20 protein-coding genes are annotated in these 23,024 nt (G+C 71.3%); 15 read left to right on the top strand and 5 right to left on the bottom strand.

Translation table 11 applies throughout. The features are described from left to right. Window positions 1–96 precede the first annotated feature (96 nt). Window positions 97–879: a DeoR/GlpR family DNA-binding transcription regulator gene (locus tag ACGFNP_RS06015; RefSeq protein WP_358326881.1), complete on the top strand. Its 783-nt coding sequence runs from the start codon at window positions 97–99 to the stop codon at window positions 877–879. 88 nt (window positions 880–967) lie between these two features. Here ACGFNP_RS06015 and ACGFNP_RS06010 read toward each other — a convergent pair whose 3' ends face one another. Further along, the gene (locus ACGFNP_RS06010; protein ID WP_358326883.1) at window positions 968–1,753 is read right to left on the bottom strand and encodes an IclR family transcriptional regulator; all 786 of its coding nucleotides are present in this window, start codon (window positions 1,751–1,753) and stop codon (window positions 968–970) included. A 94-nt stretch (window positions 1,754–1,847) separates the two neighbouring features. Between ACGFNP_RS06010 and ACGFNP_RS06005 the strand changes: the two genes are divergently transcribed. The 6 genes from ACGFNP_RS06005 to ACGFNP_RS05980 are packed head-to-tail and all read left to right on the top strand — an operon-like array spanning window position 1,848 to window position 8,271. Then, on the top strand, window positions 1,848–2,780 hold the full coding sequence (locus ACGFNP_RS06005; RefSeq protein ID WP_393315355.1) for a 5-dehydro-4-deoxyglucarate dehydratase: 933 nt from the start codon (window positions 1,848–1,850) through the stop codon (window positions 2,778–2,780). 45 nt (window positions 2,781–2,825) lie between these two features. Further along, window positions 2,826–4,385 (top strand): ABC transporter substrate-binding protein, encoded by a 1,560-nt coding sequence (locus tag ACGFNP_RS06000; RefSeq protein WP_393315352.1) that lies wholly within the window; start codon window positions 2,826–2,828, stop codon window positions 4,383–4,385. 11 nt (window positions 4,386–4,396) lie between these two features. After that, window positions 4,397–5,323 carry an ABC transporter permease gene (locus ACGFNP_RS05995; protein WP_358326888.1) on the top strand — a complete coding sequence of 309 codons (927 nt, stop codon included), beginning with the start codon at window positions 4,397–4,399 and terminating at the stop codon, window positions 5,321–5,323. After that, window positions 5,320–6,255 (top strand): ABC transporter permease, encoded by a 936-nt coding sequence (locus ACGFNP_RS05990; RefSeq protein WP_358326890.1) that lies wholly within the window; start codon window positions 5,320–5,322, stop codon window positions 6,253–6,255. Before ACGFNP_RS05995 ends, ACGFNP_RS05990 begins: the two co-directional genes overlap by 4 nt. Continuing rightward, on the top strand, window positions 6,252–7,244 hold the full coding sequence (locus tag ACGFNP_RS05985; RefSeq protein WP_393315348.1) for an ABC transporter ATP-binding protein: 993 nt from the start codon (window positions 6,252–6,254) through the stop codon (window positions 7,242–7,244). The genes ACGFNP_RS05990 and ACGFNP_RS05985 overlap by 4 nt, the downstream gene beginning before the upstream one ends. Next, on the top strand, window positions 7,237–8,271 hold the full coding sequence (locus ACGFNP_RS05980; RefSeq protein WP_393315345.1) for an ABC transporter ATP-binding protein: 1,035 nt from the start codon (window positions 7,237–7,239) through the stop codon (window positions 8,269–8,271). Before ACGFNP_RS05985 ends, ACGFNP_RS05980 begins: the two co-directional genes overlap by 8 nt. A 41-nt stretch (window positions 8,272–8,312) precedes the next feature. Here the strand turns inward: ACGFNP_RS05980 and ACGFNP_RS05975 are convergent, their stop codons facing one another. Beyond that, window positions 8,313–9,059 carry a hypothetical protein gene (locus ACGFNP_RS05975; RefSeq protein WP_393315343.1) on the bottom strand — a complete coding sequence of 249 codons (747 nt, stop codon included), beginning with the start codon at window positions 9,057–9,059 and terminating at the stop codon, window positions 8,313–8,315. A gap of 267 nt (window positions 9,060–9,326) precedes the next feature. Here ACGFNP_RS05975 and ACGFNP_RS05970 point away from each other — a divergent pair, with 267 nt between their 5' ends. Further along, entirely contained in the window at window positions 9,327–10,310 is a 984-nt protein-coding gene (locus ACGFNP_RS05970) for a LacI family DNA-binding transcriptional regulator (RefSeq protein WP_358326898.1), read from the top strand. A 95-nt stretch (window positions 10,311–10,405) separates the two neighbouring features. Here the strand turns inward: ACGFNP_RS05970 and ACGFNP_RS05965 are convergent, their stop codons facing one another. Beyond that, window positions 10,406–11,293 carry a LysR family transcriptional regulator gene (locus ACGFNP_RS05965; protein WP_393315339.1) on the bottom strand — a complete coding sequence of 296 codons (888 nt, stop codon included), beginning with the start codon at window positions 11,291–11,293 and terminating at the stop codon, window positions 10,406–10,408. Between the two features lie 89 nt (window positions 11,294–11,382). On the opposite strand from ACGFNP_RS05965, the gene ACGFNP_RS05960 reads away from it, so the two are divergent. The 3 genes from ACGFNP_RS05960 to ACGFNP_RS05950 all read left to right on the top strand — a co-directional run bounded on the left by ACGFNP_RS05960 (window position 11,383) and on the right by ACGFNP_RS05950 (window position 16,213). Continuing rightward, window positions 11,383–12,285, top strand: coding sequence for a DMT family transporter (locus ACGFNP_RS05960; protein ID WP_358326901.1), 903 nt, complete (start codon window positions 11,383–11,385; stop codon window positions 12,283–12,285). After that, window positions 12,282–13,529 carry an MFS transporter gene (locus tag ACGFNP_RS05955; RefSeq protein ID WP_393315335.1) on the top strand — a complete coding sequence of 416 codons (1,248 nt, stop codon included), beginning with the start codon at window positions 12,282–12,284 and terminating at the stop codon, window positions 13,527–13,529. The genes ACGFNP_RS05960 and ACGFNP_RS05955 overlap by 4 nt, the downstream gene beginning before the upstream one ends. 98 nt (window positions 13,530–13,627) lie before the next feature. After that, on the top strand, window positions 13,628–16,213 hold the full coding sequence (locus ACGFNP_RS05950) for a beta-glucosidase (RefSeq protein ID WP_393315332.1): 2,586 nt from the start codon (window positions 13,628–13,630) through the stop codon (window positions 16,211–16,213). Here ACGFNP_RS05950 and ACGFNP_RS05945 read toward each other — a convergent pair whose 3' ends face one another. Then, entirely contained in the window at window positions 16,214–16,372 is a 159-nt protein-coding gene (locus ACGFNP_RS05945; protein WP_358326907.1) for a hypothetical protein, read from the bottom strand. It lies immediately after the preceding gene. Window positions 16,373–16,457: 85 nt separating this feature from the next. Between ACGFNP_RS05945 and ACGFNP_RS05940 the strand changes: the two genes are divergently transcribed. Further along, on the top strand, window positions 16,458–17,714 hold the full coding sequence (locus ACGFNP_RS05940; protein ID WP_393315329.1) for a sensor histidine kinase: 1,257 nt from the start codon (window positions 16,458–16,460) through the stop codon (window positions 17,712–17,714). Further along, complete coding sequence (locus ACGFNP_RS05935) at window positions 17,702–18,379, top strand: response regulator transcription factor (RefSeq protein ID WP_358326911.1); 678 nt, start codon at window positions 17,702–17,704, stop codon at window positions 18,377–18,379. The genes ACGFNP_RS05940 and ACGFNP_RS05935 overlap by 13 nt, the downstream gene beginning before the upstream one ends. On the opposite strand, the gene ACGFNP_RS05930 is transcribed toward ACGFNP_RS05935, so the two are convergent. Further along, window positions 18,374–19,339: a LacI family DNA-binding transcriptional regulator gene (locus ACGFNP_RS05930; RefSeq protein ID WP_358326913.1), complete on the bottom strand. Its 966-nt coding sequence runs from the start codon at window positions 19,337–19,339 to the stop codon at window positions 18,374–18,376. The two genes, ACGFNP_RS05935 and ACGFNP_RS05930, sit on opposite strands and share 6 nt — an antisense overlap. A gap of 140 nt (window positions 19,340–19,479) precedes the next feature. Here ACGFNP_RS05930 and ACGFNP_RS05925 point away from each other — a divergent pair, with 140 nt between their 5' ends. After that, window positions 19,480–21,390: a primary-amine oxidase gene (locus tag ACGFNP_RS05925; RefSeq protein ID WP_393315324.1), complete on the top strand. Its 1,911-nt coding sequence runs from the start codon at window positions 19,480–19,482 to the stop codon at window positions 21,388–21,390. A 6-nt stretch (window positions 21,391–21,396) separates the two neighbouring features. After that, window positions 21,397–23,022: an ABC transporter substrate-binding protein gene (locus ACGFNP_RS05920; RefSeq protein WP_393315322.1), complete on the top strand. Its 1,626-nt coding sequence runs from the start codon at window positions 21,397–21,399 to the stop codon at window positions 23,020–23,022. Window positions 23,023–23,024 lie beyond the last annotated feature (2 nt).

The following is a 23,024-nucleotide window of genomic DNA, read 5'->3' as shown; positions in this document are numbered from 1 at the left end:
TTGTGAAGGTGCGAGGAGACTACGAGTCGTTCCGCAGGGGTGTCAAGAGTGTGGGCCGCGCTACGATGCGCTGGCGTCGACATGGGGAGAGCGCAGGTGAAGTCACGTCAGCACGCGGACAGGGGAGTCGCCAGGCGCCAGGCGATGGCCGAGCATCTCATGCGGCACGGCTCCGCCTCGGTGAGCGAGCTCGCGGAGGTCTTCCACGTGAGTGTGATGACCGTGCACCGCGATCTCGACGAGCTCGAACTCCAGGGCATGGTGCGCAAGTACCGCGGCGGCGCCAGCGCCCAGGCGTCGAGCGTCTTCGAGAGCAACATCGCCTACCGGCTGACGGCCCAGGTCACGGAGAAGGAGGCGATCGCCCGGCACGTGGTGGGGCTGATCGAGCCGGGTAGCTCGGTCATGATCGACGATTCCACGACCGCGCTGGCCGTCGCCCGGCATCTCGCCGAGGTGGCCCCGCTGACCGTGGTGACGAACTTCCTCGAGGCCATCAAGCTGCTGGCTCCCGTGCCCGGCATCCGGCTCATGGCGCTGGGCGGCGAATACCATCCGACGCACGACTCGTTCCTGGGCGTCGGCTGCGTCGACGCGGTCGAGGCGATGAACACCGACACGGTGATCGTCTCCACCTCGGCCATCTCCGACCGGCACGCCTTCCACCAGGAGCAGGAGATCGTGCTGGTGAAGCGGGCCATGGTGGCCGCGGGGACGCGGTGCGTCCTGGCGGTCGACCACACCAAGCTCGACCGGGTGGCCCTGCACCGGGTGGCGCCGCTGGAGAAGTTCGACGTCATCGTGGTCGACGCGCAGGCGCCGGCCGAGGCCGTCAAGCGGCTGCGCGAGCGGCGGTACAACGTCGAGGTGGCCGGCTAACGGGGTCCGCTGGTTCTTGGACACCCCAGGAGTCGCGGTGCCCGTCGGCCGGATCAAGGAACTGGCCGAGGCGGCGGTCCGCGCCTGATCAGCGGATGATGCGCGCCCGAGCCCGGAGCAGGGCGGCCACGATCGCCTCCTCGCGGTCGGGGTCGAGACGGACCATGGGGATGGAGCAGCTGAGGGCCTCGTTCGGGGGCGTGGCGAAGCCGAGGGCGACGGCGAAGCAGCGCAGGCCGATGGTCGACTCCTGGTCGTCGATGGCGTAGCCGCGCCCGCTGATCTCCTCGAGCTCGGCGCGCAGGGCCGCCCGGTCGGTGAAGGTGTGGACGGTGCGCGCCTCCAGAGTCTCCGGCAGGAGCGCGTCGACCTCGTCCCACGGGCGCCCGGCCAGGATCACCTTGCCGAGTCCGGTCGCCCATGACGGCAGGCGCCGGCCGGGCCGGCTGACGACGGTGAGGGAGTGGCGGGAGATGTTGGTGGCCAGGTAGACGATCTCCGCGCCGTCGAGGCGGGCCAGGTGGATGGTCTCACCGAGCTGGTCGTTCAGCTCGTTCATCACCGGCTGCGCCTGCTGGACGACGTCGTCCCGCTCGACGTACGAGGCCCCGGCGCGGAGCGCGCGGATGCCGATGCGGTAGCTGCCGGCGCCGTCGGTCTCGACCCAGCGCGTGCTCACCAGCGTGGTGAGCAGCGCGTAACCGCTGGCCCGAGGCAGGCCCAGGGCGGTGGTCAGCTCGCGCAGTGAGCACGCCTGCGTGGCGGAGCTGAGGTATTCGAGCACCGCGATGGTCCGCTCGGCCGATTTGACGCTGCGGACGCCTCCGCCGGTCTCGGCGGACGGATGCGATGGCTCCAGAACGGGTTGCGTCATCGACCACCTCTTGACGTGTACGGAAACACAGACTTAATGTCTCGGCTACAAATATAGACGCCGTCTCCATATGTAGACAAGAGGTTTGCTGTAGATGTCCCCTGCTCCCACGCGAGTCGCCGCCTCCCTGTCCGGCTTGCTCGCCTTCCCCGTCACACCGTTCACGGAATCGGGGGACGTGGACCTGTCCCGCTTCAGGACGCACCTCACCGACGTGCTCGCCGCGAAGCCCGCCGCGATCTTCGTCGCCTGTGGGACCGGGGAGCTGGCGTCGCTGACGGGCACCGAGCACCAGGCGGTGGTCAGGGCCGCCGCCGAGCACGTGGCCGGCGCGGTGCCCGTGCTCGCCGGGATCGGCGGCGGCACGCGGACGGCCGTGGAGTTCGCTCGTGCGGCGCAGGACGCCGGGGCCGACGGGCTGCTGGCTCTGCCGCCGTATTTGCAGGTCGGGCCGTCGGCCGGGCTCGTGGCGCACTACCGCGAGGTGGCCGCCGCCACGGAGCTGGACGTGATCCTCTACCAGCGGGGCACGGCGGTCTTCACTCCCGCCGCGGTGGTCGAGCTCGCCGAGGTGGACACCATCGTCGCCCTGAAGGACGGGCACGGCGACATGGAGCTGCTCCAGCTCATCCAGACCGCGACCGGCGGCCGGCTCCCCCTGCTGAACGGCATGCCGACCGCCGAGGTCTTCGCCCGCTCCTACGCCGGCCTCGGCGCCCGCGCCTACTCCTCGGCGGCGCTGGCCTTCGTCCCGGAGGTCGCCGTCGCGTTCTTCGAGGCGTTCGAGAACGGCGACGACGCGACCCAGCAGCTCCTGCTGCGCGAGTTCTACGCCCCCCTCGCCGAACTGCGCCGGACGACTCCCGGTTACGCCGTCTCCCTCGTCAAGGCCGGTCTGGACATCCGCGGCCGCTCCGCCGGGCCCGTCCGCTCGCCACTGGCGCAGGTCACCCCGGAGCACCGCGAGCAGCTCGCCCGCATCATCGACCGCGGCCTGGCCGCTCTCAGCGCGACGCCTGTCGCCTAGCACCTCGCCTGCCCGGCACCCGGAGCAGGCGATCTCGGAGGAACCATGATCACCACCCCCCGCCGCCGTCAGGCGGCGTCCGCCCTCTTGGCTCTCGGCACGCTGCTGTCGGCCGGCGCCTGCTCGGTCGCGAACAGCGGCCCGGAGCCCAAGTCGTCCGGCGCGGCGGCGAACACCGTCCGCATCGTGTTGCCCGAAGAGCCCCCGACCCTGGAGCCGTGCGACGCCTCCCTCACCGCGACCGGGCGCGTCACCCGGGCGAACATCACCGAGGCGCTCACCGAGCGTGACCCGAGCTCCGGGCAGCTCCAGCCGGCGCTGGCCACGGAGTGGAAGCAGGACTCGCCGACCGAGTGGACCTTCGCCCTGCGCAAGGGCGTGAAGTTCCACGACGGCACCGCGTTCGACGCCAAGGCGGCCGCCTTCGCCATCGACCGCGCCGTCGGCTCCAAGATCGACTGCAACGTGAACGGGTACGTCTTCGGCGGCATCAAGCTCACGGTGACGGCCGTGGACGACGCGACCCTCAAGGTGAAGACGGCCAAGCCGGACCCGATCCTCCCGCTGCGGCTGTCCTTCGTCGAGATCGTGCCGGCCACCACGAGCGCGACCGGCAAGGTCCGCGAGCCCATCGGCACCGGGCCTTACAAGATCGCCAAGTGGGACGCCGGCCGCAGCCTGCGCCTGGAGAAGTTCTCCGGGTACTGGGGCAAGGCGCCGGAGTTCGCCGCCGCGGAGTACGTCTGGCGCGGCGAAGGCAGCATCCGCGCGGCGATGGTCAAGAGCGACGAGGCGGACCTCGCCGTCGGCCTCGCCCCCGAGGACGGCGCCGGTGATTCCGCCGTGCAGTTCCCCAACAACGAGACCTCCTACCTGCGCATCGACGCCGCCAAGCCGCCGCTCAACGACCTGCGCGTGCGCCAGGCGATCAACTACGCCATCGACAAGGACGGGCTCGTCGCCTCGGTCTTCGCCGGGCTCGGCAAGCCGGCCGGTCAGCTCGTTCCCGAAGGCGTGACCGGTCACAGCGCGGCCATCCAGCCCTGGCCGTTCGACATGGCGCAGGCCAAGAAGCTGATCGCGGAGGCCAAGGCGGCCGGCGTCCCCACGGACACCGCCATCACGATCATCGGCCGGAACGGGATCTACCCCAAGGCCGCCGAGGCGATGGAGGTCGTGCAGAACTCGCTTAACGAGGCCGGGCTCTCGGTGAAGATCCAGATGCTCGACGTGAACGCCTGGCTGGAGTACCTGCTGCGCCCGTTCCCCAAGGACGCCGGACCCACCCTGCTGCAGGCCCAGCACGGCAACCAGGCCGGTGACGCGGCCTTCACCATGGGCCAGATCTACGGCAGCAAGGGCGCGCAGAGCAGCTTCGGCACCCCCGAACTGGACGACCTCATCACCGGCGGCGAGCAGGCCTCGGGCGAGGCGCGCCAGACGGCGTTCGCCAAGGCGCTGGACTACCAGAACAAGGACGTCGTACGGGACGCGGTCATGGCGCACATGACGGGCATCCTCGCGCTGTCGAAGAAGGTCACCTACAAGCCCAACGCCGCCACGAACGACGAGATGCGCCTCGCCGACATGCACCCGGCCGGCTGAAAGGAACAGGTGTGCTGACCTTCCTGCGGCGTCGCATCACTTCCAGTGCGATCCCGCTGGTCGTCGTGATCCTCGGCGTGTTCTACCTGGCGCGCCTGACCGGCGACCCGTCGAATCTCTACCTGCCGCTCAGCGCCACTCCGGAGATGCGGGCGGAGTTCGCCGCCCGGCACGGGTTCGACCAGCCGCTGCTCGTCCAGTTCGGCGACTACCTGGCCCAGGTGTTCCGGCTGGACTTCGGCGAGTCCCTGCGGACCGCCGAACCCGCCGCCGACGCGGTGCTGCGGGCGTTCCCCGCGACGCTGCAGCTGGCGGGCGCCACGATGATTCTGGCGATCCTCGGCGCGATCGTCGTCGGGAGCTGGGCGGCCTACAGCCCGAACTCCCTGGCCGATCGGGTCGCCAGCTTCACCTCGACGACCGCGGCCAGCATGCCGGACTTCTGGTTCGCCATCATGGGCGTCCTGGTCTTCGCCGTGGCCCTCGGCTGGCTGCCCACCTCGGGCACGGAGGGCGCGGCGGCGTGGGTGCTGCCGGTGCTCACCCTGCTGATCCGGCCGTTCGGCGTGCTCGTGCAGGTGGTGCGCGGCGCGATGGTCACGGCGCTGTCCGCGCCGTACATCAAGGTCGCCCGGAGCAAGGGCGCGGGGGAGCTGCGGGTGGTCTTCGGCCACGCGTTGCGCAACGCCGCGCCGCCGGCGCTCACCGTGGCCGGCGACCTGACGGTCGGGCTGGTCAACGGGGCCGTGGTCGTCGAGACCATCTTCGGCTGGCCGGGCATCGGCAAGCTGATGATCACCTCTATCCTGCAGCGCGACTTCGCGGTGCTGCAGGCCGCGGTCCTGGTGACCGCGATCACCATCTTCGCGCTCAACATCGTCATCGACGCCTGTTACGCGCTTCTGGACTCTCGGGTCCGCCAGGGGGTGACGACATGACTCCCGTTGACGCTCCTGCCGCCTCGCGGGCTACTTGGTGGCGGCTGCTGCTGCGGGACCGGTTCGCCTGCGTGGCGGTGGTGATCCTGCTGCTCGTGGCCGTCTCCGCCCTCATCGGGCCGCTCCTGCTCGGCGATCTGGCCGTGAAGCAGAACCTGCGGGCGGTCAACCGGCCGCCGTTCAGCCTCGACGACGGCTGGGCGTTCCTGCTCGGCAGCGACTCGCTCGGCCGCAGCCTGCTCGCCAGGCTCATCGTGGCGAGCCGCACGACACTCTCCGTCGCCGTCCCGGCGGTCGTGGTCTCCCTCGTCGTCGGGTCGATCTGGGGGATGTGGGCGGGCTATCACCGAGGCTGGCGGGAGAACGTCTCCATGCGCGTCGCCGACGTCATCCTCAGCTTCCCCTCGCTGCTGCTGGCCGTCGTCGTGCTGTACGTCTTCTCCCCCAGCGCCGGGAACATCGTCCTGGTCCTGGCGATCGCGCGGATCCCGATCTACCTGCGCGCCGCCCGGGCGGAGTCGGCCGAACTGCAGAGCCGGCTGTTCGTCGACGCGGCGCGCACCTTCGGCGCCAAGAGCTGGGCGATCATCGCCAGGCACGTGGCGCCGACCGTCCTGCCCACCCTGTTCACGGTCGCGACCCTGGACTTCTGTTTCGTGATGCTGACCGAATCGTCGCTGAGCTTCCTGGGCATCGGCATCCAGCCGCCGGACATGAGCTGGGGCCTGATGGTCGCCCAAGGCCGGCAGGTACTGCAGAGCGCCTGGTGGATCGCCGTCTTCCCGGGACTCGCCATCGTGGTGACCACCGTCTCGGCGACCGTCCTCGCGTCCTGGGCGCGCCTGGCCATGGACCCCGGCCAGCGGTGGCGGCTCACCCTGCGCCGCCCGCGCCGGGAGAACCGCCGCGAGAACAAGGAGGTGCGGGCGTGAGCGAGTCGAACGGGTCCCCGGTGCTGGAGGTGGATCGGCTGTCGGTCGACATTCGAACCCCCGGGGGGACGGTACGCGCCGTGCGCGAGGTCAGCTTCTCCGTCCGCTCCGGTGAGACACTGGCGCTCCTGGGCGAGTCGGGCTGTGGCAAGAGCATGACGGCGCAGGCCATCGTCGGCCTCCTCGACCCGGTGGCCCATGTGGCCGGCGGCGCCGTACGCCTGGACGGGACCGACGTCCTCACCCTGTCACCGGCGCAGCGCAGACGGCTGGCCGGTCCCGGCCTGTCCATCGTCTTCCAGGACGCGCTCACCGCGCTGAACCCCGTCCAGACGGTCGGCGCCCAGCTCGCCGAGCCGTTCAGGATCCACGAGCGACTTTCGCGCCGCGCGGCGCGAAAGCGGGCCGTCGAGCTGATGGAACGGGTCGGCATCCCCGAGCCCGCCGCCCGCGTCGGCGCCTATCCGCACCAGTTCTCCGGCGGCATGCGCCAGCGGCTGCTCATCGCGCTGGCGATGGCCCTGCACCCCAAGGTGCTGCTCGCCGACGAGCCCACCACCGCCCTCGACGTCACCGTGCAGGCCCAGATCATGGAGCTGCTGCGCGAGCTGCGCACCGAGCAGCAGACCGCGCTGATCCTGATCACCCATGACCTCGCGGTCGTGGCCGAGCAGGCCGACCATGTGGCCGTCATGTACGCGGGCAACATCGTCGAGACCGGCCGGGTGGCGGACGTGTTCGCCCGGCCCCGCCACCCGTACACCCAAGGGCTGCTCGACTCGGTGCCGGCCGAGGTGGCGCGTGGAACCACCCTGAAGTCCATCCCGGGCAGCCCGCCCGACCTGCACTCGATCCCCTCGGGCTGTGCCTTCCGCGCGCGCTGCCCGATGGCCCGCGACGTGTGCGCGGAGCAGCGCCCCGTCCTCGTAGAGTCCGGACCCGGGCGCATGTCCGCCTGCCACCATTGGAGGGAGCTGAGCGATGACTGAGCCCGCCACGCCGACCCTCGCCACGAAGGAGACGGCCGTTCCCCTGCTGGACGTGGCAGGGCTGAGCAAGACCTTCCACGTGGCCCGCGGCCCGTCCGGTCGCAACCGCCTGCGCGCGCTCGACGGAGTCGACCTTAGGTTGACGCGCGGCGAGACGCTGGGCCTGGTCGGGGAGTCCGGTTGCGGCAAGTCGACCCTCGCCCGGGTGCTCCTCATGCTGGAGCGCCCGGACCAGGGCCACGTCAGGTTCGAGGGCACGGACCCGTTCGCGCTGCGCGGCAAGGAACTGCTCAAGTGGCGCCGCCGGGTCCAGATGGTCTTCCAGGACCCGTTCGCATCGCTGAACGCCCGCCTGTGCGCCGAGGACATCATCTCCGAGCCCTGGCGTACGCACCGTGACCTGGTGCCGGCGAAGGAGCGCGGCCGGCGGGTGGCCGAACTGCTGGAGATGGTCGGGCTGCGGGCGAGCGACGTCCGCCGTTACCCGCAGGAGTTCTCCGGCGGCCAGCGTCAGCGGCTGGGCATCGCCCGCGCGCTCGCCCTCGAACCGGACGTCATCGTCTGCGACGAGCCGGTGTCGGCGCTCGACCTGTCGGTCCAGGCGCAGGTGCTCAACCTCCTCACCGACCTGCAGGCCAGGCTGGGCGTGTCGTACGTGTTCATCTCCCATGATCTGTCCGTCGTCCGCCACGTCGCCGACCGGGTCTCGGTCATGTACCTCGGCAAGATCGTCGAGACGGGCCCGACGAAGCAGGTGTTCGATCAGCCGCGGCACCCCTACACCGCCGCGCTGATGTCGGCGGCGCCGGTGCTCGACGTCACCTCCGGGGCGCGGCCCGACCGGATCCTGCTCAAGGGCGAGGTGCCCTCCCCGCTCGACCCGCCGTCGGGGTGCCGGTTCCGTACCCGCTGCTGGAAGGCGCAGGACATCTGCGCCCAGGAGCCGCCGCCCCTGGAGCCGTCCGGCGACGAGCCGCGGCACGCGGCCGCCTGCCACTTCCCCCTCCAGGAGCCGGCTGTCCGGTGAAGCGTCCAGGATGCGCCGCCGAGCGTCGGCGCATCCTGGGACTACAGGTGTTTGGTCGGTATAGTTATATAGCCGATGAAATTGACGCCGCATCGCGTCAACTGATCGAGGTCGAGCCCGTTGTCGCTCTTGTTCGCGTCGGACAACCTCTCCAGGCAGGGCAGGTCCGAGTCCGAGATCAGGCCGTAGTAATGGCGGAAGGTCAGTCCCTGGGCGCCCGAGTATCCGAGTTTTCTGCGCAACTGAGACCAGCATCCATTGTCATCGGGGAAAATCTGATTGCTCTGCCCCCAGTAATATAGGCCGTTGCCCGTATGGTGCTGCGACGTGCTGTCTGTGGTGGCCGGATCAGACCAGCCGAACGGATACAGGTGCTGGCGCGGTGGGATACGGCCAGATATCTGACCGGAAACCTCGATGTGCGCGAAAGGGCCCTCGCTGCCACGGCTGTAGGTGACGCTGTAGTTGATGAAATTGATGCCCACGCCGGGGTAGGAGATTTTGACGTACTTGTCGCTGGTCACCGGCTCGGGCAACTGTCGGCATGGCTCTCCGGACGGGCTGGTGTGGGGAGTGGCTCCCGGGGTGGCGGAGCGGGTTTGGGAGGGAGGAGTGGTTGGTTTGTCGTCCGTTTTGCTGACCAGGCTATTGACCACTCCGAAGATCCCGGCGATCACCGCCGCCAATACGGCTCCGACCACGGTGATCAGCGCCACCGTTACCTGAACGTTCCGCTCCTTGGGAGGGTCCGCATCTTGCTGTGCCGGGCCTTTCGGTTTTCGGCTCACCATCGCCTCCCACGCATCAGATGCCCACTGAACTGACGGTCCGCATGTTCTTGAGGTTTGCGCGGTACGGCCACAAATGGGTCACGGAAGCTGCCAGGAAAGCCGCGCCAGCGATGATCGATAGGTGATTTATAGATATTGTCCAGATATTCCCAGTTAAGAACCGCACGCCGAGCCCGTAGCCCGTCGCCCGGGAGTGCCCGTTCTGGGCGCATCACCCGACTGTTACGATTCAGCCCGGAGCCGTACGGGACGCCTGGGGGGTTGATGGCAGCCAGGCCGCGCCGCATCACCTCGATCGATGTGGCCCGAGAGGCCGGGGTCTCGCAGACCACGGTCAGCTACGTGCTCAACAACGTGCCGCACCAGAAGATCTCCGAGGCGACGCGGCGCCGGATCTTCGCGGCGGTCGACAAGCTCAACTACGCGCCCTCCGCCGCCGCGCGCACCCTGCGCCGGGGCCGCAGCGACCTCGTGCTGGTCGTCCTGTCCGACGTGCCGCTCGGCGCCGCGCTGGCCCAGATCGTCGAGCACCTCACTGACGACCTCGAACGCCACGGCCTGACCGCGATCACCCGCCGCGAACGCCGGCTGCCCGTGACGGCGCTGGCCCGCGAGCTCGAACCGGTGGCCATCGTCTCGTTCACCCCCATCTCCGCGGAAGACCAGGCGAGCTTGCGGGCGGCCGGTATCCGGGTCGTCAGTACCCGGCTGGACGGTGGCGGGGAGAACATCCTGACCGTTCCTCAGAACGAGATCGGCCGGCTGCAGGCCGGGCACCTGGCCGCCACCGGTCGCCGTCGCATCGGCTACGCGGCGCCGGACGACCCGCGCGTACGCGAGTTCTACGACCTGCGGCTCGCCGGCGTCCGCCAAGCCTGCGCCGAACTGGGGCTGGAGCCGCCGGACGTACAGGATGTGCCGCTCGACACGGCCACGGCCGCCGAGGTGGCGAGGGCCTGGCACGCCGCGGGCGTCGACGGGGTCTGCGCCTACAACGACGAGACCGCGTTCGCGCTGCTGGCCGGGATGCGGACCGCCGGCCTGACCGCTCCCGGCGACCTCGCGGTGATCGGCGTGGACGACATCCCGCTGGCACCCTTCGCGGTGCCGCCCCTGACCACGGTCAACCAGCACACCCAGACCTTGGCCGGGCACCTGACGGAGATGATCCTGCGGGCGGATGACGCGCGGTCGCCGCAGTCTCCGCGGACCGAGACCGCGAGCCTGGTGATCCGCGAGTCCGCCTGACCCGGGCGCGATGATCGGCGAGTCCGGTCTGGTCGCTTCGCGCACCGCCGGCTTCGACCCGGCATCCAGGACGGCAGGTCGCCGGGCCGGCGAGCTCAGGCTGCCGCGGCTTGGAGCGCGGCCAGGAGTCTGGCGAGCGGGAGGTGGGCCGCCGACGTCTCCCGAATCGCCGCCTGAATCGTCCGTACGGGCTGCGGCCCGCGCACCCGGCGAACCACGACGCCGGAATGGCGGTTGGCCAGTCCCATCCTCGGGATCAGGCAGACCCCCAGGCCGGCGGCGACGAACCCCTGTGCCGTGGGGTAATCGTCGCTTTCGACGACGACCCGCGGGGCGAAGCCGGCCGCCGCGCAGCCGGCCAGCAGGACGTCCAGGCAGGGCCCGGGCGACTCGCTGCCCACCCACGACTCGTCCGCCAACTCGCCCAGCTCTATGGTCTGTCTGCCCGCCAGCCGGTGCCCCCTGGGCAGGACGGCGCGGTACGGGTCGTCGAGCAGGGGGACCAGGCGGATGCCCGCGTGGACGCGGTCGCGGGGAGCGACCACGATGGCCAGGTCGGCCTCGCCCCCCGCCACCTCCGGCAGCGGGTCGGCGGGGTCGGTCACCCGCAGATCGACCTGTACGCCAGGGTGTTCCCGGCGGAAGCGGGCCAGAGCGGGCGCCATCAAGGTCGCGCCCGCGGTGGCGAAGTAGCGGATCGCCAGCCGTCCGGTCCGCCCGGCGCGCAGGTCGGCCAGCGCCGTCTCGGCCTCCGCCAGCTGCCGGCCGATGACGGCCGCGTGCTCGCTGAGCAGCCGCCCGGCCGCGGTGGGCCGGATGCCGCGCCCGGCCCGCTCCAGCAGCACCGTTCCCGCCTCCTTCTCCAGCGCGGCCATCTGCTGGCTGACCGCGGAGGGGGTGTAGCCCAGGTTGGCGGCCGCCGCGGTGACCGATCCGCTGGTGACGACCTCGCGCAGGAGTTGCATCCGTCGAACGTCGAGCATGTAGCCCAGCTTAAAGGTTGGCCACAAATCTTCACTTGTCCTATGAGGTGGCCTTCAGGCAGCCTTCCTCGTGGAAAGGGGGGACTTCAGTGACCAGAGGATCATCGGCGCGGATGGCCGTACTCGCGCTGCTGTGGGGTTCGGCCTTCCTGTGGATCAAGCTCGCGCTGGACAACGGGCTGACCCCGGCGCAGATCACCGTCATCCGCGCCGCGCTCGGCGCGGTCGTCCTGCTCGGCCTGGCCCGCCTGGCCCGGCAGCGCCTGCCACGGGACCGCACGACCTGGGGACGCCTCGTCGTGGCCGCCTTCTTCTGCAACGCGCTGCCGTTCTTCCTGTACGCCGTCGGAGAGCAGAGCGTCGACTCGGGAGTGGCCGGGGTGCTGAACGCGACCACCCCGTTGTGGTCCCTGCTGATCGGCCTGATCATCGGCACCGAGCGCGGGCTCCACCGGCTGCGGCTGGCCGGGCTGCTGATCGGGTTCGCCGGCACGTTGCTGATCTTCGCGCCCTGGCACGAGAGCGGCCTGCTGAGCTGGGGTGCGCTCGCCCTGCTGGGGGCGTCGGCCAGTTATGCCGTCGCGTTCGCGTACATGGGCCGCAAACTGACCGGACAGGGCACCGAACCGCTCGCCCTGTCCGCGGCCCAGCTCATCACCGCGACTGGGCTGAGCGTCCCGGCTCTGCCCGTGACCGGCACAGCTGCGACGAGTCCCAACTCGACCGCTGTGCTCGCCGTCGTCGTGCTCGGCATCTTCAGCACCGGGATCACCTTCTACCTCAGCTACCGGCTCGTCGCCGACGAAGGCGCCACCAGCGCGGCCACGGTCGGCTACCTCCTGCCGATCGTCTCCGTCGCGCTGGGGACGATCGTCCTGGACGAACGACTCGACCTGCGCGTCCTGACCGGAATGCTGGTCGTCCTGGCCGGTGTAGGCCTGGTCCAGCGACACAGACGCCCCATCGTCGCAGAGGACGTACCAGTCAAGTGATCACGAGTTCCCCCTGGCGGATGCCCGACTTCCGTATCCTGTTCACCGCGACGGCGCTCAGCCAGCTCGCCACCAACATCGGCTACGTCGCCATCCCGCTCATCGCCGTGACCGCCCTCCACGCGGGACCCGGCCAGGCGGGGGCGCTGGCCGCGTTGAGTACCGCCGCCTTCCTCCTCATCGGCCTACCGGCGGGGGCGTGGGTGGACAGGATGCGCCACCGCCGCGTGCTGATCCTGGCCGACCTGGCCCGGGCCTTGCTGCTCGCCTCTATTCCCCTCGCCTGGTGGCTGGACGCCCTCACCTTCGGGCAGCTCTACGCTGTCGTCCTGCTGACCGGCTGCGCCACCGTCTTCTTCGACGTCGGCTCCCAGAGCGTGCTGCCGCAACTGGTCGGCCGGGACGGCCTCGTGCAGGCCAATGCCGCTGTCATGACCCTGATCGCGGCCGGCAACGTGGCCGGGCGGGGCGCGGGCGGCGGGCTCGTCCAACTGCTCACCGCGCCCGTGGCAGTGGCGTGCGCGGCGGCCGGCTACCTGGCCTCGGCCCTGCGGCTGTCCGCCATACGCGGCACCGCGGGCGCGCCCGCCGCCGATAGGCCCACCCGGCTGGGCGCCCAGATCGCGGAAGGGCTGCGGCACGTCCTCGGCAACGCCGAACTACGCGCCCTGGCTCTCACCGGGACCCTGACCAACCTCGGCTCGCAGATCGTCAACACAGTGCTGCCGATCCTGTTCGTCAGCGAGCTGGGGCTTCCGCCGGGTGCGCTCGGGCTGTTCTGGGCGGCGGGTGGAGCCGGTCTGCTGCTCGGCGCCCGGTGCGCGCGCCCGATCGGCGCGCGTCTCGGCCACGGCCGCACGCTCGGCCTGGCCGGCCCGCTGCTGGCACCGGCGGGGCTGCTGGTGCCGCTCATCGACCGCGGCCCGGGGCTGTGGCTGGCCGGGGCCGGTTGGCTGCTGGCCATGACCAAGACGGGCATGGACAACGTCCTCGGCGTCAGCCTGCGTCAGCGGATGACGCCCGACGGCCTGCTCGGCCGCATGAATGCCACCTTCCGCTTCCTGCTCACCGGCGCGCTGGCGGTCGGCGCCGCGGTGGCGGGCCTGATCGGCGAACTGACCACCGTGCGCGTCACCCTCTGGGTGGGTGCGGTGTTACTGGCGATCGCCTTCCTGCCCGTTTTCCTGTCCCCACTCCGCGCCCGCCGCGAACTGCCGGCCGGGATCCCGGCCGCGAGCGGCTGATCGCGAAGGGCCGCGTGTAAATCGTTTCAATGGCCTCTTGTGCTCGCCTCAGGGCTGCGACTACGTTTGCGGACACGTCTTACTTCTACGTATAAGTGATGGAAATCAAGGACGTCCGCACCGAGCTCAGGGACCCCCTCATGAACCTGGAAAGCCTTGTCGCCGCGCTCTCCCTGGAGCAGAAGGTGAGGCTGCTCACCGGCGCCGACTTCTGGTCGCTCCACCCCGAACCGGCCGTGGGCCTGCGCCGGTTGGTCGTCTCGGACGGGCCGGCCGGCGTCCGTGGCGAGATCTGGGACGAGCGCGACACCTCCGTCAACGTGCCCTCGCCCACCGCGCTCGCCGCCACCTGGGACGAGGCCCGCGTCGAGGCGATCGGCCGCCTGCTGGCGGCCGAGGCGCGGCGCAAGGGCGTGGACGTCCTGCTCGCCCCCACGGTCAACCTGCACAGGTCCCCGTACGGCGGGCGCCACTTCGAGTGCTTCAGCGAGGACCCGCTGCTGACCGCCAGGATCGGTGTCGCGTACGTGCGGGGCGTGCAGAGCGGGGGAGTGGGCGCGACGGTCAAGCACTTCGTCGCCAACGACTCCGAGACCCATCGGATGACTCTCGACGCCCGGGTGGACGAACGGACGCTCCGCGAGCTCTATCTGGCGCCCTTCGAGACGATCGTCGGGGAGGGCGAGGTATGGGCGGTGATGGCCGCCTACAACGGGGTGAACGGCGCGACCATGACCGAGAACCCGCTGCTGCGTGACGTCCTGCGGGACGAGTGGGGATTCGACGGGGTCGTGATGTCCGACTGGTTCGCCACCAGTTCCACGGAGGCGGCCGCCAACGCCGCGCTCGACCTGGTGATGCCCGGGCCGTCGGGTCCATGGGGTGCGGCGCTGGTGGCGGCGGTACGGGCGGGCGCGGTTCCGGAGGCGGAGGTTGACGAGAAGGTGCGGCGAATCCTCCGCCTGGCCGCCCGCGTCGGCGCCCTGGACACCACCCCCGACACCGGTGACAGTCCCGCTGCCTCGGCCGTCGCTCTCGATTCCGCTCAGGTCGCCGGCTTCGCGGGGGCTCCAAGAGGCCGGGAGGCGTACACGGAAGAGCGGGTCGCGGCGGAGGTGCGTGCGGCTGCGGCGGCCGGGTTCGTGCTGGTCCGCAACGAGGGCGGGGTGCTGCCGATCGACCCCGCCGGGTTGCGGCGGGTCGCCGTTCTGGGGCCCAACGCGGAGGTCGCCAGGACCCTGGGAGGTGGGAGCGCCACCGTGTTCCCGCCGTACACGGTCTCGCCGCTGGACGGTCTGCGGACCGCGGTCGGTGACGGCGTCGAGGTGACGCACGCCATCGGCGTCGTCGCGCACACCCGCACGCCGATCGCGCGGGCCCCCTGGCTCGCCCTGCCTGACGGATCGGGCGTCGGCACCCACGGGTCGGGTCACGGCGCCGAGGTGCGCTACCTCGACGGCGACGGGTCCGTGCTCGCCGTGGAGCCGCGCGACGGGGGCGCGTTCAACTGGGTGATGGGCTCCTTCCCCGAGGCCGTCCCGCGCGAGCGGCTCGCCACGATCGAGGTCCGCGCCCTGATCAGGGCCACGGAGGCGGGTACGTACCTGATCGGCTCCTCGGGGCTCGGCCGTCACCGGCTCATCGTCGCCGGCCAGGAGGTCTACGACGTCGTGCTCACGCTGCCGCCGGGCGCCGACATCGTCGAGGGCATGCTGACGCCGCCGCAGCGGACCCACCCCGTACGGCTCGCGGCGGGTGAGAGCGTCGAGGTCACGCTGGTACATGATCTCGGCCGGGCGGAGGGCATGCTGCCCGGCCCCACGCTTCAGCTCAACCTGGAGCCGCCGCACGGCACGGACGAGGAGGAGATCGAGCGGGCCGTCGCGCTGGCCCGCGATGCCGACGTCGCCGTGGTGGTCGTGGGCACCAACGAGGAGGTCGAGAGCGAGGGGTTCGACCGGACGAGCCTGGCCCTGCCGGGACGCCAGGACGAGCTCGTCCGCCGCGTCGCCGCCGCGAACCCGCGCACCATCGTCGTGGTCAACTCCGGCGCCCCCGTCCTGCTGCCCTGGCACGACGAGGTCGCCGCGGTCCTGCTCACCTGGTTCCCGGGGCAGGAGTACGGCAACGCGCTGGCCGACGTGCTGCTCGGGCGGGTGGAGCCCGGCGGGCGGCTGCCCACCTCGTGGCCGCTCCGAGAGGGGGACCACGCCGCCACCCAGCCGGTCGACGGCGTGCTCACCTACGACGAGGGGCCGGCGATCGGCTACCGCGGCGAGGTCGAGGCCCTCTACCCCTTCGGTCATGGCCTCGGCTACACGACCTGGGAGTACGGTCCCGCGAAGGTTCGCCAAGACGATGCGACGGCCGAGGTCACCGTCCTGGTGCGGAACACCGGTGACCGGCCCGGACGCGAGGTCGTGCAGGTGTACGCGAGCCGCCCCGACAGCGCCGTCGAGCGTTCCCCGCGCTGGCTGGCCGGGTTCGCCACGGTCGACGCCGCGCCCGGCGAGGAGGTGGCGGTGACGGTGACCGTCCGGCGGCGGGCCGTCGAGCACTGGGACGTCGCGGCGGGCCGCTGGGCCGTCGAGCCGGGCACCTTCCGGCTGGAGGTCGGCTCCTCCTCGGACGCGAAGACCCTCTCCGAGGCGCCGGGCCTCATTTTCGATCCTCGGCGATCGTGATCAGGAAGAGGTCAGGCCGACCAGCTCGGCGCTCACCTGCCAGAGCCGCGCCGCGGCCGCCTCGTCGTAGCTGAGCTGGGAGGACCTCTTGGGTTTGCCGTTGGCGAAGTAGCGGCCCGTCACGTGTTCGAGCTCGGGAGCCTGGCCCCGACAGCCCATGAACCGGGCGCCGTGACTTCGGTCGTCTGCGGTGATGACTTTGGTTGCTTACGCACGGGTCGGTGGCGGGCTAGCATCTGCGGTCATGTTCGTGGCCAGCGTGGAGGACGTTCGGCCCGGTTGGCTGCGGTCGCGGCGTGACTGGGCGGTCGGGGCGGGCGGTTTCGTGCTCGCGCTCGCCGGGGCGGTCGCGGTCGTCTGGGGGGATCTGACGGGTGGCACGCCGGGCTGGTACCTGGTGGCCGACGTGGCGGGTGGTGCGCTGGCCTGCGCGGGGTTGTGGTTGTGCCGCAGGTGGCCGGTGCCCGTGGGGCTGGCGATCATCGCGCTGTCGGTGCCCGCGGCGGCCGCCTCGGTGGCGGCCGGGATCGCCGCGCTGATCGCGGCCCTGTATCGGCGGCCGCCCGCCGCGATCGCCGTGGGGGTCGCGGGGGTGGTGGCGACGCTGGTCAGGTTCGCCTGGCGGCCGCCGGGGGTGGCGCCCTATCCGGTGTGGGCGCTGGTGGGCCTGCTGTTCGGTGGGGCGCTGACCGGCTGGGGCATGCTGGCGCGTACCCGGCGGGAGCTGGTGCTGTCGCTGGCAGAACGGGCCCGGCGGGCCGAGGCCGACCAGCGGCTCCGTGCCGAAGAGGCGCGCCGGGCGGAGCGGGTCGGCATCGCGCGGGAGATGCACGATGTGCTCGCGCACCGGCTGTCGCTGCTGGCGGTGCATGCCGGGGCGCTGGAGTTCAACGCGGGTGCGACGCCGGGCGAGGTCGCGGAGGCCGCGGGGGTGATCCGGTCGAGCGCGCACCTGGCGCTGGAGGAGCTGCGCGCGGTCATCTCGGTGCTCCGCGACGCGCCGCCGTCTGATGACGGCTCGTTGACGCGTGACCGGCCGGATCTCGTGCCGCTCGTGGCGGAGTCCCGGCGGGCGGGGATGCGGGTCGAGCTGTACGACCAGGGGCTGCGGTTGGCGGACCTGCCGGACGCCACCGGCCGTGCCGCCTACCGCATCGTCCAGGAAGGGCTCACCAACGCCCGTAAGCACGCGCCCGGCCAGCCGGTCACGGTCCTCCTGTCCGGTACGGCGGGCGCCGAGCTGCGGGTCGAGGTACGCAACCCGTCGCCTGGCGAGACGGGCACCGAGCCAGGCGGTGGAGTGGGGCGGTTCGGGGAGGATGCCGGGCCTGCCGGTGAGACCGGAGGACTCGCGTCCGGGGCCGATCTCGGGCTGACGGGTGCGGGGGCGGGGTTGGCAGGGTTGGCGGAGCGGGCGGTGCTGGCGGGTGGGCGGTTGGCGTGCGGGCCCGTGGTGGGCGGCGGGTTCCGGCTGGTGGCGTGGCTACCATGGCCGGTGTGAGTGACTCGCCACCGATCCGGGTGCTGATCGTCGATGATGACGCGCTCGTCCGTGCCGGTCTGACGCTGATGCTCAAAGGCGCGGCCGACCTCCTCGTAGTGGGCGCGGTGGCCGATGGTGGTGAGGTGCAGGCCGCGGTCGACCAGTACGCGCCCGATGTGGTGCTGATGGACATCCGGATGTCCGGGCTCGACGGCATCGAGGCGACTCGGCGACTGCGCGGCCGCCCCGAGGCGCCCGAGGTGGTCGTGCTCACCACGTTCGACGCCGACGAGCACGTCTTCCGGGCGTTGCGGTCGGGGGCCAGCGGGTTCCTGCTCAAGGACACCCCGCCGGAGGGGATCGTCGATGCCATCCGCCGGGTCGTGGGCGGCGAGCCGATCCTGTCGCCGAGCGTCACCCGGCGGTTGATCGCGCACCTGGTGCCCGAGGAGGAGAACCGCCGTCGCGCCGACGCCCGGACGGTGCTGGCGCGGCTCAGCGAGCGGGAGCGTGAGGTGGCGCTGGCGGTCGGCCAGGGCAAGCCGAACGCGGTCATCGCCGCCGAGCTGCACATGAGCGTCGGCACCGTGAAGGGCTACATCTCCCGCATCCTCACCAAGGCGGCCCTGGACAACCGGGTCCAGCTCGCCCTGGTCGTCCATGACGCCGAGAGTCCGTCATGAGGTGGAGGCTCGCAAGGTGAGCTCGATGGGGTGGATGCGTTCGGTCCCCGCCGGGCTCGTACCCCTCAGCAGGTCGAACAGCAGCTCCGCACACCGTACCCCGGCCTCCCTGGGCCGCAGGTCGATGGCGGTGATGGGCGGGTCGGCCTGCTGCATCGCGGGGCTGTCGACGCAGGAGGCGAGCAGCAGGTCGCGGCCCTCCTCGCGGAGGAGCGGCAGCAGGTCCGTGGCCGACCCGGCGGGACCGCAGACCAGTGCGTCGACGCGCGGCTCCAGCGCGAGCAGGTCGCGGGCGGCCTGGTGGACCTCGCCCGCCGAGCAGTCGAAGGGGACCGTGCGGACCAGCGGATCCACGCCGTGGCGCGTGCACCAGTCGCGGAAGCCCCGGTGTACGGAGGCGGCCCAGTCGCTCATGTCGCCGGCCACGATGAGCGCGGGGCGGGTCGCGCCGGAGGCCCGCAGATGGTCCATGAGCCGGCCCAGCATCTCGGCGTGCTCGGAGCGCACCACGCCGTCGGCCCGCCCGGTGCCGGTGAAGCGTTCGCAGGTGACCGTGGGCAGGCCGGTGTCCATGAGCTTGGCCACGATCGGGTCGTCCCCGAGCGGGTCGCCGAGGACGAGGCCGTCGACGCGCGGGGTGCGGCGGCCCGAGGTGATCAGCGTGACGTCGTAGTCGTTGTCGGCCGCCCCCTGCACGACCCCGAACACGAACGACATGTAGTAGGACGAGCGGGTGAGCACCTCGGGCACGTGCAGGCCGATGGTGCCGGTGCTCGCGCGGCGCAGGTGCCTGGCCGAGCCGTTGGGCACGTAGCCGAGCGCGTCGGCCGCCTCCATCACCCGGGCCCTGGTCTCTTCCGACACCCTGCCGGAGCCCCTGAGCGCGTCGGACGCGGTCGTCTTGGAAACCCCTGCCGTCTTGGCGACCGTGAGGATAGTGGCCGGCTCGTCTGCGCGCACGCCCCGATGTTAGCGCCACCGTTGTTCTGTTTCCGCCATGTATCGACCTGCCCAAAGGTCTTGTCCTCGCCCTGACACGGAAGTATGTTGACCCGCATGCCGGAACGTTCCGGCAGTGTAATGAGAGGGGCGAAAGCCGGATGGCAGCTGGACGGCGGGTTCTCGGCGTCGGGGAGCGGTCTCATCCGCTCGACCCGCTCAGCGCGCAGGAGATCGAGGACGTCAAGCGGATCATGGCGGACGACGGCGTGCTGGCCGTCACCGGCCGGGTGGCCTACCTCGGGATCGAGGAGCCCCCGAAGGAAGCCGTGCTCGGAGAAGGCCCCACGGACCGGCGGGCCCGCGCCCTCGTACTCGATCTGGCGACCGAGCAGGCCCAGGACGTCGTCGTCTCGATCACCGAAGGACGGGTGGCGGAACGCCGGCCGATCGACCCGGTCACCGACGGCCAGGTTCCGATGCTGGACGAGGAGCACGAGCTGGTCAGGCGGGTGCTCGGCGCCGACGCCGGGTGGGCCGAGGCGCTGGCCAGGCGCGGCCTGGACGACACGGCTCTGGTGTGGCTCGCGGCGCTGTCGGCGGGCAGCTACGGCCTGCCGGGCGAGGAGGGCAGGCGGATCGCCCGCGTCCTGGCCCACCTGCGGCCCACCGAGGAGAGCCTGCCCTGGGCGCACCCCATCGACGGCCTGGTGGCCTTCGTCGACCTGCTCAAGGGCGTGGTGATCGAGATCGTCGACACCGGCGCGCAGCCCATCCCCGCGGAAGCGGGCGACTACCATCTGGAGCGCGAGCACCGCACCACCCAGCGGCCCATCCACATCACCCAGCCGGACGGCCCCAGCTTCGGCATCGACGGCAACCTCGTCACCTGGGAGAAGTGGAACGTCCGCCTCGGCTACGACATGCGCGAGGGCCTGGTCCTGCACCAGATCGGCTTCGACGGCCGGCCGATCGTCTACCGGGCGTCGGTGGCCGAGATGCTGGTGCCCTACGGGGACCCGAGTCCGATCCGGTTCTGGCAGAACTACTTCGACACCGGCGAATACCAGCTCGGCAAGCTGGCCAACTCGCTGGAGCTGGGCTGCGACTGCCTGGGCGAGATCACCTACTTCGACGTCACCGTCACCGGCGGCGACGGCTCGCCCCAGGTGCTGCAGAACGCGATCTGCATGCACGAGGAGGACTTCGGCGTGCTGTGGAAGCACACCGACCCGGCCAACGGCTCCCGCGAGACCCGCAGGCAGCGGCGGCTGGTCATCTCCTTCTTCGTCACCGTCGGCAACTACGACTACGGCTTCTACTGGTACCTCTACCTGGACGGCACCATCGAGCTGGAGGTCAAGGCCACCGGCATCGTGTTCACCGGCGCCTACGACGAGCGGGCCGCGCCGTACGGCTCGCAGGTGGCTCCGGGGCTGGCCGCACCGTATCACCAGCACCTGTTCTCCGCGCGGCTGGACATGATGGTCGACGGCCCGGCCAACGCGGTGGACGAGGTGGAGGTCGTACGCCTGCCCATGGACGAGGGCAACCCGTACGGCAACGCCTTCGGCCGCAAGGTCACCAGGCTGCACACCGAGTCGGAGGGCCGGCGCGACGCCGACCTCGCCACGGGCCGGACCTGGCACGTGGTCAACCCGGCGGTGACCAACCGTCTGGGCGAGCCCGTCGGCTACGCGCTGTACCCCGAGGGGCTGCCCACCCTGCTCGCCCACGAGGACTCCTCGATCCGCGCCAGGGCGGAGTTCGCCACCAGCCATCTCTGGGTCACCAGGTACCACCCCCGGGAGCGGTATCCGGCCGGTGACCTGGTCAACCAGCATCCAGGTGGCGCCGGTCTGCCCGCGTACACGGCGGCGGACCGCGACATCGACGGCCAGGACATCGTGCTGTGGCACACGTTCGGGCTGACCCATTTCCCCCGTACCGAGGACTGGCCGATCATGCCCGTCGACACGTGCGGATTCACCCTGAAGCCCGCCGGGTTCTTCGACCGCAACCCCACGCTCGACGTCCCGCCGAGCAGCCAGGGCTCCTGTCACCAGAGATGAGGCGTCATGCGATACAGACTGGCCGGTAGCGTCGCGGCACTCGCGTTGGCCACCACCACCGCCGCCTGCGGCGGCGGGACGGCGGCGGCCCCGCCGGGCACCGCCGCGACCGGCTCGACGGCCGCCCCCGGCTTCCTGGCCGTGGCCGACGACAAGCTGCCCGCGGGCGGCGCGCTCAACGTCGCGGTGCACATCGACAGCGGCGCGGCGACCGGGCTCGACCCGCAGCTCGCCGACGTGGCCACCTCCTGGCAGCTCATGTCGCTGGTCTACGAGACGTTGGTCACCGTGGGGCCCGACTTCAGCCCGCAGCCGCGGCTGGCCGAGAGCTGGGACAACCCGAACCCGACCACGTACGTGTTCCACCTGCGCAAGGGCGTCGCCTTCTCCAACGGCAGGGAGATGACCGCCGACGACGTGGTGGGCAGCCTGAAGCGGCTGCTGGCCGCCAAGTCGGTATGGCGGGGGCAGCTCGGCCCGGTCGAGAAGGTGGCCAAGGTCGACGCGGCCACGGTCAAGATCACGTTGGCCAAGCCGTACACGCCGTTCCTCGCGGCGCTGGCCAACGTGCCCGCCGCGATCCTGCCGATGAAGGAGATCGAGGCCAAGACGCTCGACCCGGCCAAGGAGATGCTCGGCACCGGGCCGTTCAAGGTGCAGGCGCACCGCCAGGACGTGTCCTGGAATTTCGCCCGCAACGAGCATTACTGGGACAAGGGGAAGCCGGCCGCCGACAGCCTGACCGTCACGATCGCGCCCGAGGAGGCCGCCCGCGTGGCCGCCGTGCAGAACGGCAGCTCCGCCCTGGCCGCGCTGGGCAACGTCGACTCCGCCGCGATGCTGGCCGGCGCCGCGAACGTCAAGGTCGCCACCCAGGCCACCACCGACTTCTACTACCTGATGCTCAACTCCAAGAACCCCAAGTTCGCCGACCCCCGGGTCCGGCAGGCCCTGAACATGGCCCTGGACCGCAAGCAGATGGCCGAGGTGGCGCTCGGCGGCCAGGGCAAGCCCACCGGCGTCACGCCCGCCGGCCTGCCCGGCGCCTGTGACCCGGCCGCGCTGCCCTCGGCCACCGGAGGCGGCGCCGCGAAGGCCAAGGAGCTGCTGGCCCAGGCGGGCGTCGCGAACCTGTCGTTCACGCTCAGCATCTACTCCACCGAGCCGGCCCCCGCCGTCGCCCAGGTGATCCAGCAGAACCTCCAGCAGGCCGGCGTCACCGTCAAGATCGAGCAGATGGACGAGGCGAGCTGGGCGGGCAAGGTGTACGGCAAGGTGCCCGCGACGTTCGACGCCGCGCTGTCGTGGTTCGCCGGGTACGCCGACCCCGGCATGGTCACCACCTGGTGGAACCCCGACGTCGCCGGCTTCAACGTGGGCTTCATGCAGGCCGACAAGGACCTCAACAAGCTGATCGCCGCCGCGGCCGAGACCCCGTCGGGCGCGGAGCGCGACAAGGCGCTGGCCGCGGTGTGCGCCAAGGCGGACACCGACGCGCAGATGATCCCGCTGGTCACCCGCCCGGCCACGGTCGCCTACCGCGCCGACGCGGTCAGCCCGAGCCTGTACGCCACCGAGGGCTACGGCAACCTGCTGCGGCTGGTCGCCGACGCCCGGGTCAAGAAGGGCTGACG

It is taken from the genome of Nonomuraea sp. NPDC049269, from assembly GCF_043197155.1.
Taxonomy (GTDB): domain Bacteria; phylum Actinomycetota; class Actinomycetes; order Streptosporangiales; family Streptosporangiaceae; genus Nonomuraea.
This window is presented reverse-complemented; position numbering and strand designations above follow the sequence as displayed.